The following is a 16,700-nucleotide window of genomic DNA, read 5'->3' as shown; positions in this document are numbered from 1 at the left end:
CATGCCTGAAATCACCGAAGTCATTCCGGATCGGCCAGGAGCCGAGCCCGTGGGCCCCGTCAAGCAGGGCGAATTCATCCATTTTCCGAACTCGCCTTTCGAGCTCTACCAGCCCTATCCGCCGGCGGGCGACCAGCCCGACGCGATAGATGGACTGGTCGAGGGCCTGCGCGACGGCGAGGTCTACCAGACCCTGCTGGGCGTGACCGGCTCCGGCAAGACCTTCACCATGGCCAACGTGATCGCCCGGCTGGGCCGTCCGGCCATCGTGTTCGCCCCCAACAAGACGCTGGCCGCCCAGCTCTACAGCGAGTTCCGTGAGTTCTTCCCGAAGAACGCGGTCGAGTACTTCGTGAGCTACTACGACTACTACCAGCCCGAGGCCTACGTGCCGCAGCGCGACCTGTTCATCGAGAAGGACAGCTCGATCAACGAGCACATCGAGCAGATGCGCCTGTCAGCCACCAAGAGCGTGCTGGAGCGGCGCGACACGGTGATCGTCGCCACCGTGAGCGCGATCTACGGTATCGGAACGCCCGAGGACTACACCCAGATGCGCTTCATCATGCGCACGGGCGACAAGATCGGCCAGCGCGACGTGATCTCGCGCCTGATCCGCATGCAGTACACGCGCAACGAGCAGGATTTCGCGCGCGGCACCTTCCGTGTGCGGGGGGACACCATCGACGTGTTCCCGGCCGAACACAGCGAGCTGGCGATCCGCATCGAACTGTTCGACGACGAGATCGAGACCCTGCAGCTCTTCGACCCGCTGACCGGGCGCATCCGGCAGAAGATCCCGCGCTTCACGGTCTATCCGTCCAGCCACTACGTCACCCCGCGCGACAAGGTGCTGACCGCCGTCGAGACCATCAAGATCGAGCTCGACCAGCGGCTCAAGGAACTGGTGGGCGATGGCAAGCTGGTCGAGGCTCAGCGCCTCGAGCAGCGCACCCGCTTCGACCTCGAGATGCTGGCCGAGATCGGCCACTGCAAGGGCATCGAGAACTACACGCGGCACCTGTCGGGCGCCGCGCCGGGCGATCCGCCGGCCACGCTGACCGACTATCTGCCGAAGGACGCGATCATGTTCCTCGACGAGAGCCATCAGATGATCGGCCAGCTCGGCGCCATGTACAACGGCGACCGGGCACGCAAGACCACGCTGGTCGAGTACGGCTTTCGCCTGCCGTCGGCGCTGGACAACCGCCCGCTCAAGTTCGACGAGTTCGAGGCCCGCATGCGGCAATGCATCTTCGTGTCCGCGACGCCGGCGCAGTACGAGCGGGACCATGCAGGCAACGTGGTCGAGCAGCTGGTGCGGCCGACCGGGCTGATCGACCCCGAAGTCGAGGTCCGCCCCGCCACCCATCAGGTGGACGACGTGCTGCAGGAAATCCGTCTGCGCGTCGAGAAGAGCGAGCGCGTGCTGATCACCACGCTGACAAAGCGCATGGCCGAGCAACTGACCGACTACCTGGGCGACAACGGCGTCAAGGTGCGCTACCTGCACAGCGACATCGACACGGTCGAGCGGGTGGAGATCCTGCGTGACCTGCGACTGGGCGCCTTCGACGTGCTGGTCGGCATCAATCTGCTGCGGGAGGGCCTGGACATTCCGGAGGTCTCGCTGGTTGCGATCCTCGACGCCGACAAGGAGGGCTTCCTGCGCGCCGAGCGGTCGCTGATCCAGACCATCGGCCGCGCCGCCCGCAACCTGAACGGCAAGGCCATCCTTTATGCCGACCGCATGACCGAGTCGATGAAGAAGGCCATCGGCGAGACGGAGCGGCGCCGGGCACGGCAGATCGCCTACAACCAGGCCCACGGAATCACGCCGCGCAGCATCGTCAAGCAGGTGCGTGACCTGATCGACGGCGTCTACAGCGAGAAGAGCGGCAAGGAAGCCGCCAAGCGCGAGCTCGAGCGCGCCAAGGTCGAGGACATGTCCGAAAAAGACATGGCTCGCGAGATCAAGCGGCTGGAAAAGCTCATGCTGGAGCACGCGCGCAACCTGGAGTTCGAGAAGGCGGCCCGCGTGCGCGACCAACTGGCGCAGCTGCGCGAGCAGGCCTTCGGCGCCCCGGGCAAGGACAACATCGCACCTCTCTGATCCGGCGAATGGCACACCGCCCGTGGCCCTCTCCGCTTGCAATCGGGTTTACCCGAGCAGGCCGGAGGGCCTTCTGTTATACTTGACAGAAATAGTCAGGAAAAACGAACTTCGCGATGAAGGACCGGCTCCTACCAATGGGATCACCAGCGGAAGCGGGCCGGGAAGGGCGGAGACGGCGTCACCAAAGCCCACAACGCCGAGGTGTCTTTTCAACGGTAAGCACTCAAAGGAGCTTGCGATGCGTCTCACTACCAAAGGCCGTTTTGCGGTCACAGCCATGATCGACCTGGCCCTGCGCCAGAACTCCGGTCCGGTCACGCTGGCCGCAATCAGCCAGCGGCAGCAGATTTCCCTGTCGTACCTCGAGCAGCTGTTCGGCAAGCTTCGCCGTCACGAGCTGGTGGAGTCGACACGCGGTCCCGGCGGCGGTTATTCGCTGGGCCGCAAGGCATCGGAGATCACCGTGGCCGACATCATTGTTTCCGTCGATGAGCCCATCGACGCCACGCAATGCGGCGGCAAGGAGAACTGCCTGGGTGAGGCCGGCCGTTGCATGACGCACGAGCTGTGGGCCTCGCTGAACCAGCGCATGGTCGAATTCCTGGATTCCGTCACCTTGCAGAAGCTGGTGGACGACCAGATCGCCAAGGGCGTGCAGATCGAGAACAAGCCAGCGGTCAAGCGGGCGATCTCGAGCCAGCCGGTGGTGAAGCCGATCCGGGTCAATGCGCCCAATTCGGTGTTCGCCCTCGGCAACGTCTTCGCCAAGTCCTGATCCCGGCGGCGCCCAGGGCGCCGCGTCGAATATTCCCAGAGAACGTCAACCCCACGCCAGCCCGAGCCAGCCATGGATGTCACCCCCCATTTCCCGATCTACCTCGACTACGGTGCCACGACGCCGGTCGACCCGCGCGTGGTCGACGCGATGATTCCCTGGCTGCGCGAGCATTTCGGCAATCCGGCATCACGCAGCCACGCCTGGGGCTGGGAAGCGGAAGAGGCGGTGGAGAAGGCGCGTGGCGAGGTGGCTGAACTGATCGGTGCCGATCCCCGCGAGATCGTCTGGACCTCGGGCGCCACCGAGTCGAACAACCTGGCACTCAAGGGCGCGGCCCAGTTCTACAAGGGCAAGGGCAAGCACCTGATCACGGTCAAGACCGAGCACAAGGCGGTGCTCGACACCATGCGCGAGCTCGAGCGCCAGGGATTCGAGGTGACCTACATGGACGTGCAGGAGAACGGCCTGCTCGACCTGGAGGCTTTCAAGGCCGCGATCCGTCCCGACACCATCCTCGCGAGCGTGATGTTCGTGAACAACGAGATCGGCGTGATCCAGGACGTCGTGGCGCTCGGCAATATCTGCCGCGAGAAGGGCGTGGTTTTCCACGTCGACGCGGCGCAGGCCACCGGCAAGGTCGAGATCGACGTCAAGGCGCTCCCCATCGACCTCATGAGCCTGGCCTCGCACAAGACCTACGGCCCCAAGGGCATCGGCGCCCTGTACGTTCGCCGCAAGCCGCGCGTGCGGCTGGAAGCCCAGATGCACGGCGGCGGCCACGAGCGCGGCATGCGCTCCGGCACCCTGCCGACGCACCAGATCGTCGGCATGGGCGAAGCCTTCCGCATCGCCAGGCTCGAGATGAAGCAGGACATCGCCAAGGCGCGCGCCCTGCAGCAACGCCTGCTCGACGGCCTCAAGGACGTCGAACAGGTCTTCATCAACGGCGACCTCGAGCACCGCGTTCCGCACAACCTCAACATGAGCTTCAACTATGTCGAGGGCGAGTCGCTGATCATGGGCATCAAGGGCATCGCGGTGTCCAGCGGCTCGGCCTGCACTTCGGCCAGCCTGGAGCCGAGCTATGTGCTGCGCGCGCTCGGCCGCAGCGACGAGCTCGCACACAGCAGCCTGCGCATGACCATCGGCCGATTCACGACCGAGGAAGAGATCGACTACGCGGTCGCAACCATCAAGCACAACGTCGCCAAACTCCGCGAACTGAGCCCGCTGTGGGAGATGTTCAAGGACGGCATCGACATCAGCGCGATCCAGTGGTCGGCGCATTGAACACAGACTGAGAGGTACCCCATGGCTTATTCATCCAAGGTCATCGACCACTATGAGAACCCCCGCAACGTCGGCTCCTTCGAGAAGGGTGACGACTCGGTGGGCACCGGCATGGTCGGCGCGCCGGCCTGCGGCGACGTCATGAAGCTGCAGATCAAGGTCAACCCCGAAACGGGCGTGATCGAAGACGCGCGCTTCAAGACCTACGGTTGCGGCTCGGCAATCGCTTCCTCCTCGCTGGTGACCGAGTGGGTCAAGGGCAAGACGCTCGACGAAGCGGCTGCGCTGAAGAATGCGCAGATCGCCGAAGAGCTGGCGCTGCCCCCCGTCAAGATCCACTGCTCGATCCTTGCGGAAGACGCGATCAAGGCGGCCGTCAACGATTACAAGGCCAAGCACGGCGCGGCCGCGGCCACGACGGAAACCGCTCACTGACATGGCTGTGACCCTGACCGAAGCGGCCGCGCGCCACGTCACCCGCTACCTCGGCAAGCGAGGCAAGGGGTTGGGTGTGCGGCTGGGCGTCAAGACCACCGGCTGCTCGGGCCTGGCCTACAAGCTCGAGTACGTGGACGAGATGACGCCCGAGGACGTCATCTTCGAGGACCACGGCGTGAAAGTGCTGGTCGACCCCAAGAGCCTTGCCTACATCGACGGTACGCAGCTGGACTTCGTGCGCGAGGGGCTGAACGAGGGTTTCAAGTTCAACAACCCGAACGAGCGCGACCGCTGCGGCTGCGGCGAAAGCTTCCGCATCTGACTTTTCACCGGCTTCCCGTCCAAGCCGCCACCACCCGGTCATGGGCTGGCGGCTTTTTGACGCCATGAACCTGAACGACAGCGATTTCGAGCTCTTCGCCGTGCCGGCGAGCTTTGCACAGGACCGCGCCGCACTCGACGTGCGCTGGAAGGAACTGCAGCGCGAAGCGCACCCCGACCGCTTCGCCGCCCAGGGCGCCGCGGCGCAGCGGGTGGCGATGCAGTGGTCGGTGCGTATCAACGAGGCCTACCAGCGGCTGAAGGACCCGATCAAGCGCGCGAGCTACCTGTGCGCACTGAACAGCCATCCGATCGATGCGGAGAAGAACACCGCGATGCCGCCCGATTTCCTGATGCAGCAGATGGAATGGCGGGAAGAGCTCGACGAGGCGCGGGACGCCGCCGCGTTCGACAAGCTGCGTGCGGAGGTCGAGGCCGGGCGCGCCCGCGCCTTGTCGTCGCTGGGCTGGCTGATCGACGAAAAGAGCGACTACGCCGGCGCCGCCAGGCAGGTGAGAGCCCTCATGTTCATCGAGCGCTTTGCCGAGGACATCGAGGCCAAATCCGAAGCGTTGGGACAATAGCGCCATGGCATTGCTGCAGATTTCAGAACCCGGCCAGGCGCCCGACCCGCACCAGCGCCGCATCGCGGTGGGCATCGACCTTGGCACCACCCATTCGCTGGTGGCGTCCGTGCGTAACGGCGTCGCCGAGTGCCTGCCCGACGCCGAGGGCCGCGTCCTTCTGCCCTCGGCCGTGCGCTACCTCGACAAGGACCGCCGCCAGATCGGCTTCGACGCGCTGGCCGCACGCGCGGCCGATCCGTCCAACGTCATCACCTCCGTCAAGCGCCTGATGGGGCGCGGCGTGCAGGACGTCACCAATCGCGAGGCCCTGGCCTATCGCCTGGGTGGCGACGCGGGCATGGTCCAGGTGCAGACGGCGGCCGGTGCCAAGTCGCCGATCGAGGTGAGCGCCGAAATCCTCGCGACGCTGCGCTACCGCGCCGAGGACACCTTCGACGACGAGCTCTACGGCGCCGTGATCACCGTGCCCGCCTACTTCGACGAGGGCCAGCGCCAGGCGACCAAGGATGCGGCCCAGCTCGCCGGGCTCAACGTGCTGCGCTTGATCAGCGAGCCGACGGCGGCCGCGATCGCCTACGGGCTGGACAACGCCAGCGAGGGCGTCTATGCGGTCTACGACCTCGGCGGCGGCACTTTCGACATCTCGATCCTGCGCCTGACGCAGGGCGTGTTCGAGGTGATCGCCACCGGCGGCGACTCCGCGCTCGGCGGAGATGACTACGACCACGCGCTCGCCGATTTCGCCCTGGCGCAGACCGGCTTGGAGGCCCGCGGCGATGCGGACAAGGCCGCCCTGCTCGTCGCCGCACGCGCCACCAAGGAAGCCTTGTCTGCCGCGGACACGGCCACCTTCGAAGCGGCCCTGGCCGGCGGAGCACTGCACCTGGACATCTCGCGCGCACAGTTCGAAGCCGCCACCGCAGCCCTGACCGCGCGCACCATCGCGGCCGTGCGCAAGGCGCTGCGCGACGCCCGCCTGCAGCCGGGCGAGCTGCAGGGCATCGTGCTGGTCGGCGGTGCGACCCGCATGCCGCAGATCCGGCGCGCCGCGGCCGAGTTCTTTGGCCGCGACCCCCTGATCAACCTGAATCCCGACGAGGTCGTCGCGCTGGGCGCCGCGATCCAGGCGAACCAGCTGGCCGGCAACGGCGGCACGGACGACCTGCTGCTGCTCGACGTGATCCCGCTCTCGCTCGGCATCGAGACCATGGGCGGCCTGGTCGAGCGCATCGTGCCGCGCAACCAGACCATCCCGACCGCGATGGCGCAGGACTTCACGACTTACCAGGACGGCCAGACCGCGCTGGCGCTGCATGTGGTGCAGGGCGAGCGCGACCTGGTCGCCGATTGCCGCAGCCTCGCGCGCTTCGAGCTGCGCGGCATCCCGCCGATGGTCGCGGGCGCAGCGCGCATCCGGGTCACCTTCACCGTCGATGCCGATGGCCTGCTCAGCGTGAGTGCCAGGGAGCAGGGCAGCGGCGTGGAGGCGAGCGTGACGGTCAAGCCTTCCTATGGCCTGTCCGACGACCAGATCGCGAGGATGCTGCAGGACAGCTTCTCCACCGCGCAGCAGGACATGCAGGCGCGCGCGCTGGTCGAGGCGCGTGTGGACGCCGACCGCATGCTGCTGGCCACCCGCAGCGCGCTCGATGCCGACGGCGACCTGCTCGACGCCGAGGAACGCGAGGCCATCGAGGTGCTGATGAGCGCGTTGAGCGCCGCGCGATCGGCCGACGATGCTGCCGCCATCGAGGCCGCGACCAAGGCCCTGGCCGACGGCACCGAAGCCTTCGCCGCACAGCGCATGAACGCGGGCATTGCACGCGCGCTCGCCGGCCGGCAGATCGAATCTCTCTAGAAGCCTCAATGCCCACGATCAAGATCCTTCCCCACGCCGAGTACTGCCCCGAGGGCGCCGAGATCAGCGCGCCCGCCGGCACCTCGATCTGCGAGGCGATGCTCGAGAACCACATCGACATCGAGCATGCCTGCGAGATGAGTTGCGCCTGCACCACCTGCCACGTGATCGTGCGCAAGGGCATCGAATCGCTCAACGAGGCGCAGGAGGGTGAGGAAGACCTGCTCGACCGCGCCTGGGGTCTGGAGCCGCAATCGCGCCTCAGCTGCCAGGCGATACTCGCCCAAACCGACCTCACGGTCGAAATCCCCAAGTACTCGATCAATCACGCCAAAGAAAACCACTGATGACGCGCCAAATCGTTCTCGACACCGAAACCACGGGCCTTTCGGCCGAGAACGGCGACCGCATCATCGAACTGGGATGCGTGGAGCTGTTCAGCCGCAAGCTCACCGGCAACGACCTGCACATCTACTTCAATCCGGAGCGCGAGAGCCACGAGGATGCGCTCAAGGTGCACGGGCTGACGAGCGACTTCCTGCGCGACAAGCCGAAATTCGCGACGCTGGCGAACGACATCGTCGAGTACCTGCGCGACGCCGAGCTGATCATCCATAACGCGGCCTTCGACGTCGGCTTCCTCAACAAGGAGTTCGAGCTCGCCGGCCTGCCGCCGCTGCGCAGCTTCGTGGGCGATGTCACCGACACGCTGGCGCTCGCGAAGACGGTGTACCCGGGCAAGCGCAATTCGCTCGATGCGCTGTGCGACCGCTTCGGCGTGGACCGCTCGAACCGCACCTTCCACGGCGCCAAGCTGGACGCGCAGCTGCTGGCCGATGTCTACATCAACCTGACGCGCGGCCAGGACGCGCTGCTGATCGACATCGCGGCCAACGAGCCGGTGCAGGGGAGCGCAGTGGTGGCGGTCGATCTGCGCAGCTTCGTCCTGCCGGTGCTGACGGCCGCCGACCACGAACTCGCCGCTCACGAAGAGCTGCTGCTGCAGCTCGACAAGGCCAGCAACGGCCGGACGATTTTTCGGCAGGCAGCCGAAAATGCTGTGGCATAATCGCAGGCTTCGCGCCAAGCGGCGCTGAAAGAATCCAACCGATGCGATGCGCAGATCGCCGTCGTCGTGTCGGGAGGGGCGGTTAGCTCAGGGGTAGAGCACAGCATTCACACTGCTGGGGTCGGAGGTTCGAAACCTCCACCGCCCACCAACTTCCTTTTCCCTTCCTGCTGGCGTTGTCGGCCCATGCCGACGCAAACTGCGGTCTTGCGCCGGTTGTTGCACGTTCCCAATCCTGTAGAACGGCGCTGAAAGGAGAAAACGGTCATGGCCACCAGCCCCGATCTTCCGACGCCCATCACCTCCGACCCCCCCGACGTGCCGGAGCTGCCGGTGGAGCCCGACGAAGGCCCCTCCGCACCACCAGAGCCGACCGATCCGGAGAAGCCCTTCTCGTCCCAGCCGAAGTGAGCGCGCGGGCCCGCTAAGCTCGCGGCATGGACGAATTCGATTGCGCCGTCATTGGCGCCGGTGTGGTGGGCCTGGCAGTGGCCCGAGCGCTTGCGCTCGCGCGACGCGAGGTCATCGTGCTGGAGGCCGAGGGCGCCATCGGCACCGGCACCAGCTCTCGCAACAGCGAGGTGATCCACGCCGGCATCTACTACCCCGAGGGCTCGCTGAAGGCTCGCCTGTGCGTCGAGGGCAAGCAGCTGCTCTACGAGTATCTCGAGCAGCGCGGTCTCCCACATCGCCGCTGCGGAAAGTTGATCGTGGCCACGACGCCGGCGCAGATGCCGGAGCTGGACGTGATCGCCGCCAAGGCCCTGGCCAACGGAGTGCACGATCTGGTCCTGCTCACGCGCGAGCAGGCACGGGCGATGGAACCCCAACTGGAATGCGTGGCTGCCCTGCATTCGCCGAGTACGGGCATCGTCGACAGCCATGCGCTGATGCTGAGCCTGCAAGGCGACCTGGAAAGTGCGGGCGGCATGCTGGCGCTGAAATCGCCGGTGGCGCGCGCGCAGTGCACGGACGGTGCCATCGTGCTCATCGCAGAGGACGGCACCGCGCTGCGATGCCGCAGCGTTGTCAACGCCGCGGGCCTGGGCGCACCGGCGCTCGCGCGGCGCTTCGAGGGCTTGCCCGCGAGCGCGGTCCCGGCGGCCTATTTCGCCAAGGGCAACTATTTCACCCTGACAGGCCGCGCACCTTTCAGCCGGCTGATCTACCCGGTGCCCGAAGCCGTCGGACTGGGCGTGCATCTGACGCTCGATCTCGGCGGCCAAGCCAAGTTCGGTCCGGACGTCCAATGGGTCGATTCGCCCGGCGATCTGGTGGTCGATCCCCGGCGCGGCGAAGGTTTCTATGCCGAGGTGCGCAAGTACTGGCCGGCACTGCCCGATAACGCACTCGTTCCGGGCTATGCCGGCATCCGGCCGAAGATCTCCGGTCCGGGAGAGCCGGCCCGCGATTTCCTGATCGAAGGGCCCGCAGCGCACGGCGTCGCGGGGCTGGTCAATCTGTTCGGCATCGAGTCGCCCGGGCTCACCAGCAGCCTCGCCATCGCAAGACATGTAGCGGCTTTGCTGCCTTAGCCCCATTCGGCCATGTACCATGGGATGCCACGCCGCAGTCCGGCGTGAAGTCGCCGGCGCGGTGCCGGTGGGAATCCCGGAGGGAAGATTTCAATGACTGCATCCTCAAACCTCGAAGCGGCGGCCAATGCCGTGGCGGAAGATATCGCCAGCGACGTCCGCGGCGTGCTTGCCAGCAAGGAACTCGACACCTTGCCCCACATCAAGGCCTTGCGCCAGCGCATCGACAGCAAGCTGGCGATTGCTCGCGAGCTCGCCGCCGAGAAGAGCAAGCTCGCGGCCAAGAAGGCCCGCGAGGCGGCGAGCACGGCCAACGCCTACGCTCACGACGAGCCATGGCAGATCGCCGGTGCCGCCCTGGCGGTGGGCGTGCTGGTGGGTCTGCTGCTTGGCCGCCGCTGAGCGCGAGCGGTCCGGCGCGCGCCGGAGGCGGCGCGCATGAAAAGGCTGCTGTCCCTGCTCGGGCTGGATGCGCGCCTGCGCCGGCTGCGCATCGCGGCCGGGGAGGGCGCCCTGGCGGCCGAGGACCGTGTCCAGCTGCTGAAGCTGGCCTGGGAAGAGGAACGGCAGCGGCTGCGGCTGGTGCTGGGCCTGGTGGTCGCCGTGATCGGCCTCACCACCGTCACCGTGGCGCTGCTCTCCGTCGCGGTCGTCGTGCATTTCTGGGATACGCCCAACCGCGTTGCTTCCGCCTGGTCGGTGGCGGTGGTGTGGATCGCGCTCTGGGTGGTCGCCGTCGTTGCCCTGATGAAGACGCTGCGGAGCGCTTCGGACGCCTTCGAGCCGGCTCGCCGCGAGTTCGAGCGCGACTGGGAATGGGTGCAGGCGCGATTCGATCTGGGCGACGAGGACGAAGCGTCTTCGCGCGAGCCCCGGCCACGCAGCCGCGAGGAACTGCTGGCACGCATCGCGCGCCAGCGTGAGCGCATCGCGACCCTCCAGGGCGCGCCATCGAAGGCCGCGGGGCCGGCGCCTGCCGACGAGACCGCCAGTGCCGCCGCGCTGCGGATCGCACGCGAGCATCCGGTCGCGACCGGCGCCGTGGCGGCTGCTGCCGTCGTGGTGATCGGTCCGCGCCGTCTGCTGCGCTGGGCGGCGGTGATCGTTCCCGTGCTGTGGCGAATGCGCTGAGCGGCGTGCCTGCTCAGCGTCCGTGCCGAAGCAGCGCCTGCGCGGCTTCGCGCACCAGCGCCGGTCCCTTGTAGATGAGCCCGGTGTAGATCTGCACCAGGTCCGCGCCGGCGTCGACCTTGGCCTGCGCGTCGGCCCCGCTCAGCACGCCGCCGACCCCGATGATCGGGAAATCGGCGCCCAGGGCCGCTCGCAGCTGGGCGATCACCCGGTTGCTCGCCTCCCGCACCGGCGTACCCGAGAGGCCGCCCGTTTCGTTCGCATGGGGCAGGCCTGCGACAGCGTCGCGTGCCAGCGTGGTGTTGGTGGCGATCACGCCGTCCATGCCGTGTCGTCGCAGCGTGGCGGCAATCACCTGGACCTGCGCTTCTTCCAGATCCGGCGCGATCTTCACGAACAGCGGCACCCGCTTGCCATGGCGCTGCGCCAGGGCCTCGCGCTTGTCCGCCACCGCGCCGAGCAGCGCGTCCAGCGCCTCGTCGCTCTGCAGCGAGCGCAGGTTCGCGGTGTTGGGGCTGGAGATGTTGACCGTCACATAGTCGGCATGCGAATACACGCCGTCCAGGCAGACCAGGTAGTCGTCCACGGCCCGCTCGATCGGCGTTGCGGCGTTCTTGCCGATGTTGAGGCCCAGCAGCATCGGCGCCTTGCCGGCGTCGCGCCTGAAGCGCGCGCGCTGAACGTTGGTCAGGAAGGTGTCCAGCCCTTCGTTGTTGAAGCCCAGCCGGTTGATGAGGGCGTTGCGCTGCGGCAGCCTGAACATGCGCGGCTTGGGATTGCCCGGCTGCGCCTTGGGCGTCACCGTGCCGACCTCGACGAAGCCGAAGCCCATGGCGGCGAAGGCGTCGATGCAGCGGGCGTTCTTGTCCAGCCCTGCGGCCAGGCCGATCCGGTTCGGAAAGCGCAGGCCCGCCAGCGTCAGCCGGTCGTCGACCCGGGGCGCGGCGTACGCGCACGCAAGCGGTGTGTTCTGTGTGCGCGCCAGTGCGTCGAGCGTCAGCTCGTGGGCATGCTCGGGGTCGAAGCCGAAGAGGAAAGGTCGGGCTAGTGTGTAAAGCGAGGAGGGCAGCAGCAGGGACATTGGATAATTGCGGGCTTCGTCACAAGGATTGTCCCCGATGAATTCCCCCCCTTCCGTTCCGGCGCTGTCCCAGGATGAGCAGAAGGCGCAGGTCGGCCGCGCCGCACTCGCCCATGTCGCGAAGGGAGACATCGTCGGCGTCGGCACCGGCTCGACCGTCAACAAGTTCATCGATGCCCTGGCCACCATCAAGGAAGACATCCGGGGCGCCGTGTCGAGCTCGGTGGCATCGACCGAGCGCCTGCGGGCGCTGGGCATCCCGGTGTTCGACAGCAACGAGGTGGAAGAACTCGCCGTCTACATCGACGGCGCCGACGAGATCGATGGCCGGGGCTACATGATCAAGGGCGGCGGCGCGGCGCTGACGCGCGAGAAGATCGTCGCGGCGCAGTCCCGGCGCTTCATCTGCATCGCCGACGCCTCCAAGCGCGTGAACACCCTCGGTGCCTTCCCGCTGCCGGTGGAGGTGATCCCGATGGCAGCGCAGCGCGTGATCCGGCAGTTCGCCCGCCTCGGCGGCATGGCACAAGTGCGCGAGAAGGACGGTGCCGCCCTGGTCACCGACAACGGCCAGCACATCATCGACGTGACGGGCCTGCGGATCACCGACCCACTGGGCTTCGAGTCGGAAGTGAACCAATGGCCCGGCGTGGTGACCGTCGGCGTTTTCGCCCACCAGCGCGCCAATCTTTGCCTGTTGGGCACGCCTTCGGGCGTTCAGACGCTGCGCTTCGACTGAGCGCAGCGGCCGCCCTCCACAGAACTTCAGAACTTGATGCCCGCCGGATTGCTCGGCGTCGGCCCGTTGGCCGCGGCCGGCGCAGGCGCCGGAGCGGGTGCGGCGACAGGCCTGACAGGCGCCGCGGGCGCCGCCTGGATCGCGACCAGCGGCTGCGCCGGCGGATTGCGATAGCCCGCCGGCAACTGGGCGCTCTTGGGGTAGCCGGCCGCGTCCAGGTACTGCGACCATTCCGCGTCCGAGAAGCCCTTGAGTTGCTGCGAGCCGATGGAGAGCAGCGGCAGCGAGCTCTGGCCGCTCAGGCGTTGCAGCGTCTCGATGTCCTCGTTGCTCTTCACGGTGCGCTCCTCGAAAGGAATGCCCCGCGTCACCAGCAGCGAGCGGCCGGCACCGCAAGGGCCGCACTCGTCGCCGGTGTAGATCGTGACGGGGTAGCGCTGCACCACTTGCCGCAGTTCGTAGGGGAGGGCGGGGCCGGCACCGCCTGCAGCGCCGCCGCGCGGCGTCGCCGCCTGGGCATCGGCCGCCGGCGGCTGATCGGAGAAGGTGACCTTGCCGTTCTTGTCGACATGGCGATAGACCGGCTGCGCAAAGGCGGCTCCGGCGGCGAGCAGCAACAAGAGGGCGGGGGCCGAGAAACGCGAGTGAATCTTCATCGATGCCTTTCGTGATCCGATGCCGCGGAGTATCTCAGGCCCGGCCGCCAGAAGGCCAGATCACGGGAGTACCTTCGCCTTCGGCTGCGGTATCGCCTTGGGAGCGGCCCGGCGGCTCAGGCCGGCTGCGCCTCGGTCATTCCCTGGTGGCGCAACAGGGCGTCGAGCTGCGGCTCGCGGCCGCGGAAGGCCTTGAAGGACTCCATCGCGGTGCGGCTGCCGCCGGCCTCGAGGATGGCCTGGCGATAGCGGCGGCCGGTCTCGATGCTCGGCTCGCCGTTGGCGCCGGCGGTTTCCTCGAAGGCGGCGTAGGCGTCGGCGCTCAGCACCTCGGCCCACTTGTAGCTGTAGTAGCCGGCCGCATACCCGCCCGAGAAGATGTGGCTGAAGGTGTTGGGCGTGCGGCTGAAGGGCGGCGCGGGCATCACCGCGACTTCGGCGCGCACCTTCTCGAGCAGGGCCATCACGTCGCCGGACTTGGCGGTGGCGGCGTCGTGCTCGGTGTGCAGCAGCATGTCGAAGAGCGAGAACTCGATCTGGCGCAGCGTCTGCAGTCCGCTCTGGAAGTTTTTGGCCGCGATCATCTTGTCGAAGAGCGGGCGCGGCAGCGGCTCGCCGCTGTCGACATGTGCCGTCATGTGCGCGAGCACCTCCCATTCCCAGCAGAAGTTCTCCATGAACTGGCTGGGCAGTTCGACGGCATCCCATTCCACCCCGCTGATGCCGGAGACGTCGCGCTCGTTCACCTGGGTGAGCATATGGTGCAGGCCGTGGCCGAACTCGTGGAAGAGCGTGGTCACGTCGTCATGCGTGAGCAGCGGCGGCTTGCCGTCCACGCCCTCGGCGAAGTTGCAGACCAGCTGCGCGACCGGCGTCTGAAGCGTGCCGTTGTCAGGGCGCAGCCAGCGGGCCCGCACGTCGTCCATCCAGGCGCCGCCGCGCTTGGCGGCGCGGGCCGAGGGGTCGAGGTAGAACTGGCCGACCTTCTGGCGACCTTCTGGGGTTTGGCGCTCGATGCGGTAGAACTCGACACTCGGGTGCCACACCGGCGCGCTGTCGCGGCGGATCGACACCTCGAACAGCGTCTCGACGATCTTGAACAGGCCCGCCATCACCTTCGGCGCGGTGAAGTACTGCTTGACCTCCTGCTCGCTGAAAGCGTAGCGCGCTTCCTTGAGCTTCTCGCCGATGTAGCTCCAGTCCCAGGGCTGCGGATCGCCGATGGACAGCTGCTGCGAGGCGAAGACCCGCAGGTCGGCCAGGTCGCGCTCGCCGAAGGGGCGGGCCTTGGTGGCGAGGTCGCGCAGGAAGCGGATGACCTGATCGGCCGACTCGGCCATCTTGGGCACGATCGAGAGTTCGCCGAAGTTGGGGTAGCCCAGGAGCTTCGCTTCTTCCTGGCGCAGCGCGAGGATCTCGCGGATGAGCTCGGTGTTGTCGAGCGCCGGGTCGCCGAACTCGCTGGCGCGCGTGACGTAGGCGCGGTAGAGCTTCTCGCGCAGCGCGCTGCTCTTCGCGAACTGCATGACCGGCAGGTAGGAAGGCATCTTCAGCGTGAGCTTGTAGCCCTGCTTGCCCTCGGCCTCGGCCGCCGCGCGCGCGGCGCTGATCACGTCCTCGGGCAGGCCTTCCAGCTCGCCGAACTGCGCGTAATAGGCGAAGGCGTCGGTGGCGTCGAGCGCGTTCTCGCTGAACTTCTGGCTCAGCTCGGCCTGACGCTCCTGGATCTCGGCAAAGCGCTTCTTGGCCTCACCCTGCAGCTCGGCGCCGCCGAGCACGAAGTTGCGCACTGCATAGCGATGCGCCTGCCGCTGCTCCGTGTTCAGCGTTGCCGGATCGATGGCCTTGTACTTGGCGTAGAGCCGCTCGTCGGAGCCCAGGCGCGTCCAGAAGGCGGTGACGCGCGGCATGGCCTCGTTGTAGGCCGCACGCAGCTCGGGCGTGTCGGCCACCGCGTTGAGGTGGCCCACCGCACCCCAGGCGCGGCTGAAGCGCTCCGAGGCGACATCCAGCACCTTGGCGATCGCGTTCCAGTCAGCCGGGAACTCGGGCGCCGTGACCGTCTGCAGGGCCGCCTCGGCATCGGCCAGCAGCACGTCGACCGCGGGGGCGACATGCTCGGGCCTGATCTGGTCGAAGAGCGGGAGATCGTTGAAGTCGAGGAGCGGATTGGTCATGGTCTGAGGCAGTTGGCGGTAGGGCCGAAGGAGTTCAAGAGCGTTCGGCCGCTTCCAGGGTGTTGACGAGCAGCATTGCGCGGGTCATGGGGCCGACGCCGCCGGGGACCGGGGTGATCCACCCCGCCACCTCGCGCACGCCCTCGAAGTCGACGTCGCCGCAGAGCTTGCCCTCGTCGTTGCGGTTCATGCCCACGTCGATGATCACGGCGCCGGGCTTGACCATGTCGGCCGTGAGCACATTGCGCTTGCCGACCGCGGCGACGACCACGTCGGCCTGGCGCGTGAAGGCGGCGAGATCCTGCGTGGCGCTGTGGCAGATGGTCACGGTGGCGCTCTTGGCCAGCAGCATCATGGCCATCGGCTTGCCGACGATGTTGCTGCGGCCGATCACCACCGCATGCTTGCCGCGCAGCTCGTAGCCGATGGACTCCAGCATCTTCATGCAGCCGTAGGGCGTGCAGGGCCAGAAGCCGGGCTGGCCGGTCACCAGCGCGCCGGCGCTGGCGACGTGGAAGCCGTCCACGTCCTTGGCGGGCGAGATCGATTCGATGACGCGGGCCGCGTCGATGTGCTTGGGCAGCGGCAACTGCACCAGGATGCCGTGGATGGCCGGGTCCTTGTTGAGCGCATCGATGCGCGCCAGCAGCTCGGCTTCGGACAGCGTGGGCGGGTGGCGCTCCAGCACCGAATGCAGGCCGGCTTCTTCGCTGTCCTTGACCTTGTGGCGCACGTAGACCTGGCTGGCCGGGTCCTCGCCCACCAGGATCACGGCGAGCCCCGGCGCGATGCCGCGCGCCTTGAGCGCCTGCACCCGGCGCGCCACATCGGCCCGGGTGCGCGCCGCGAGTGCATTGCCGTCGATCAGTTGAGCTGTCATCGTTTTCAATTCTCCAAGTAAAAACGCCCGCTTGCGCAGGCGTC

18 protein-coding genes and 1 tRNA gene are annotated in these 16,700 nt (G+C 67.4%); 15 read left to right on the top strand and 4 right to left on the bottom strand.

Annotated features, from left to right (window positions below; translation table 11 throughout):
* The first annotated feature begins 1 nt into the window (after position 1).
* From uvrB to AC3A6X_RS09565, 14 genes are all read left to right on the top strand, one after another.
* Positions 2 to 2,113 carry an excinuclease ABC subunit UvrB gene (gene uvrB / locus AC3A6X_RS09630; RefSeq protein WP_487841983.1) on the top strand — a complete coding sequence of 704 codons (2,112 nt, stop codon included), beginning with the start codon at positions 2 to 4 and terminating at the stop codon, positions 2,111 to 2,113.
* A 241-nt stretch (positions 2,114 to 2,354) separates the two neighbouring features.
* Complete coding sequence (iscR, locus tag AC3A6X_RS09625) at positions 2,355 to 2,891, top strand: Fe-S cluster assembly transcriptional regulator IscR (protein ID WP_309973127.1); 537 nt, start codon at positions 2,355 to 2,357, stop codon at positions 2,889 to 2,891.
* 72 nt (positions 2,892 to 2,963) lie between these two features.
* Complete coding sequence (locus tag AC3A6X_RS09620) at positions 2,964 to 4,184, top strand: IscS subfamily cysteine desulfurase (protein ID WP_487841982.1); 1,221 nt, start codon at positions 2,964 to 2,966, stop codon at positions 4,182 to 4,184.
* 21 nt (positions 4,185 to 4,205) lie between these two features.
* A complete protein-coding gene (gene iscU / locus AC3A6X_RS09615) occupies positions 4,206 to 4,619 on the top strand; it encodes a Fe-S cluster assembly scaffold IscU (protein ID WP_309973130.1) in 414 nt (137 codons plus the stop codon).
* Between the two features lies 1 nt (position 4,620).
* Entirely contained in the window at positions 4,621 to 4,944 is a 324-nt protein-coding gene (gene iscA / locus AC3A6X_RS09610) for an iron-sulfur cluster assembly protein IscA (RefSeq protein ID WP_106557793.1), read from the top strand.
* Positions 4,945 to 5,008: 64 nt separating this feature from the next.
* The gene (gene hscB, locus AC3A6X_RS09605; protein WP_487841981.1) at positions 5,009 to 5,527 is read left to right on the top strand and encodes a Fe-S protein assembly co-chaperone HscB; all 519 of its coding nucleotides are present in this window, start codon (positions 5,009 to 5,011) and stop codon (positions 5,525 to 5,527) included.
* Positions 5,528 to 5,531: 4 nt separating this feature from the next.
* A complete protein-coding gene (gene hscA / locus AC3A6X_RS09600) occupies positions 5,532 to 7,388 on the top strand; it encodes a Fe-S protein assembly chaperone HscA (protein WP_487841980.1) in 1,857 nt (618 codons plus the stop codon).
* An 8-nt stretch (positions 7,389 to 7,396) separates the two neighbouring features.
* Positions 7,397 to 7,735 (top strand): ISC system 2Fe-2S type ferredoxin, encoded by a 339-nt coding sequence (gene fdx, locus AC3A6X_RS09595; RefSeq protein ID WP_487841979.1) that lies wholly within the window; start codon positions 7,397 to 7,399, stop codon positions 7,733 to 7,735.
* Complete coding sequence (gene dnaQ, locus AC3A6X_RS09590; RefSeq protein WP_487841978.1) at positions 7,735 to 8,457, top strand: DNA polymerase III subunit epsilon; 723 nt, start codon at positions 7,735 to 7,737, stop codon at positions 8,455 to 8,457. Before fdx ends, dnaQ begins: the two co-directional genes overlap by 1 nt.
* A 76-nt stretch (positions 8,458 to 8,533) precedes the next feature.
* A tRNA-Val gene (locus AC3A6X_RS09585) sits at positions 8,534 to 8,608 on the top strand.
* 116 nt (positions 8,609 to 8,724) lie between these two features.
* Entirely contained in the window at positions 8,725 to 8,868 is a 144-nt protein-coding gene (locus AC3A6X_RS09580) for a stereocilin (protein WP_106557788.1), read from the top strand.
* Between the two features lie 26 nt (positions 8,869 to 8,894).
* Complete coding sequence (locus AC3A6X_RS09575) at positions 8,895 to 9,992, top strand: NAD(P)/FAD-dependent oxidoreductase (protein ID WP_487841977.1); 1,098 nt, start codon at positions 8,895 to 8,897, stop codon at positions 9,990 to 9,992.
* Positions 9,993 to 10,085: 93 nt separating this feature from the next.
* Positions 10,086 to 10,394 carry a glycine zipper domain-containing protein gene (locus AC3A6X_RS09570; protein ID WP_106557786.1) on the top strand — a complete coding sequence of 103 codons (309 nt, stop codon included), beginning with the start codon at positions 10,086 to 10,088 and terminating at the stop codon, positions 10,392 to 10,394.
* Positions 10,395 to 10,430: 36 nt separating this feature from the next.
* Complete coding sequence (locus tag AC3A6X_RS09565) at positions 10,431 to 11,123, top strand: phage holin family protein (RefSeq protein ID WP_487841976.1); 693 nt, start codon at positions 10,431 to 10,433, stop codon at positions 11,121 to 11,123.
* A 13-nt stretch (positions 11,124 to 11,136) separates the two neighbouring features.
* On the opposite strand, the gene AC3A6X_RS09560 is transcribed toward AC3A6X_RS09565, so the two are convergent.
* Entirely contained in the window at positions 11,137 to 12,204 is a 1,068-nt protein-coding gene (locus AC3A6X_RS09560) for a quinone-dependent dihydroorotate dehydrogenase (RefSeq protein ID WP_487841975.1), read from the bottom strand.
* A 37-nt stretch (positions 12,205 to 12,241) separates the two neighbouring features.
* On the opposite strand from AC3A6X_RS09560, the gene rpiA reads away from it, so the two are divergent.
* The gene (gene rpiA, locus AC3A6X_RS09555; RefSeq protein ID WP_309973147.1) at positions 12,242 to 12,943 is read left to right on the top strand and encodes a ribose-5-phosphate isomerase RpiA; all 702 of its coding nucleotides are present in this window, start codon (positions 12,242 to 12,244) and stop codon (positions 12,941 to 12,943) included.
* A 26-nt stretch (positions 12,944 to 12,969) separates the two neighbouring features.
* On the opposite strand, the gene AC3A6X_RS09550 is transcribed toward rpiA, so the two are convergent.
* The 3 genes from AC3A6X_RS09550 to folD form a co-directional block, all read right to left on the bottom strand.
* A complete protein-coding gene (locus AC3A6X_RS09550) occupies positions 12,970 to 13,599 on the bottom strand; it encodes a glutaredoxin family protein (RefSeq protein ID WP_487841974.1) in 630 nt (209 codons plus the stop codon).
* A gap of 116 nt (positions 13,600 to 13,715) precedes the next feature.
* The gene (locus AC3A6X_RS09545; RefSeq protein WP_487841973.1) at positions 13,716 to 15,776 is read right to left on the bottom strand and encodes a M3 family metallopeptidase; all 2,061 of its coding nucleotides are present in this window, start codon (positions 15,774 to 15,776) and stop codon (positions 13,716 to 13,718) included.
* Positions 15,777 to 15,810: 34 nt separating this feature from the next.
* Entirely contained in the window at positions 15,811 to 16,656 is an 846-nt protein-coding gene (gene folD / locus AC3A6X_RS09540) for a bifunctional methylenetetrahydrofolate dehydrogenase/methenyltetrahydrofolate cyclohydrolase FolD (RefSeq protein ID WP_487841972.1), read from the bottom strand.
* Positions 16,657 to 16,700 lie beyond the last annotated feature (44 nt).

The sequence above is a fragment of the Variovorax sp. Soil_C_12 genome, assembly GCF_057657375.1.
Note: the sequence above shows the minus strand (reverse complement) of the source record. Positions and strands in the feature narration are given on the sequence as shown.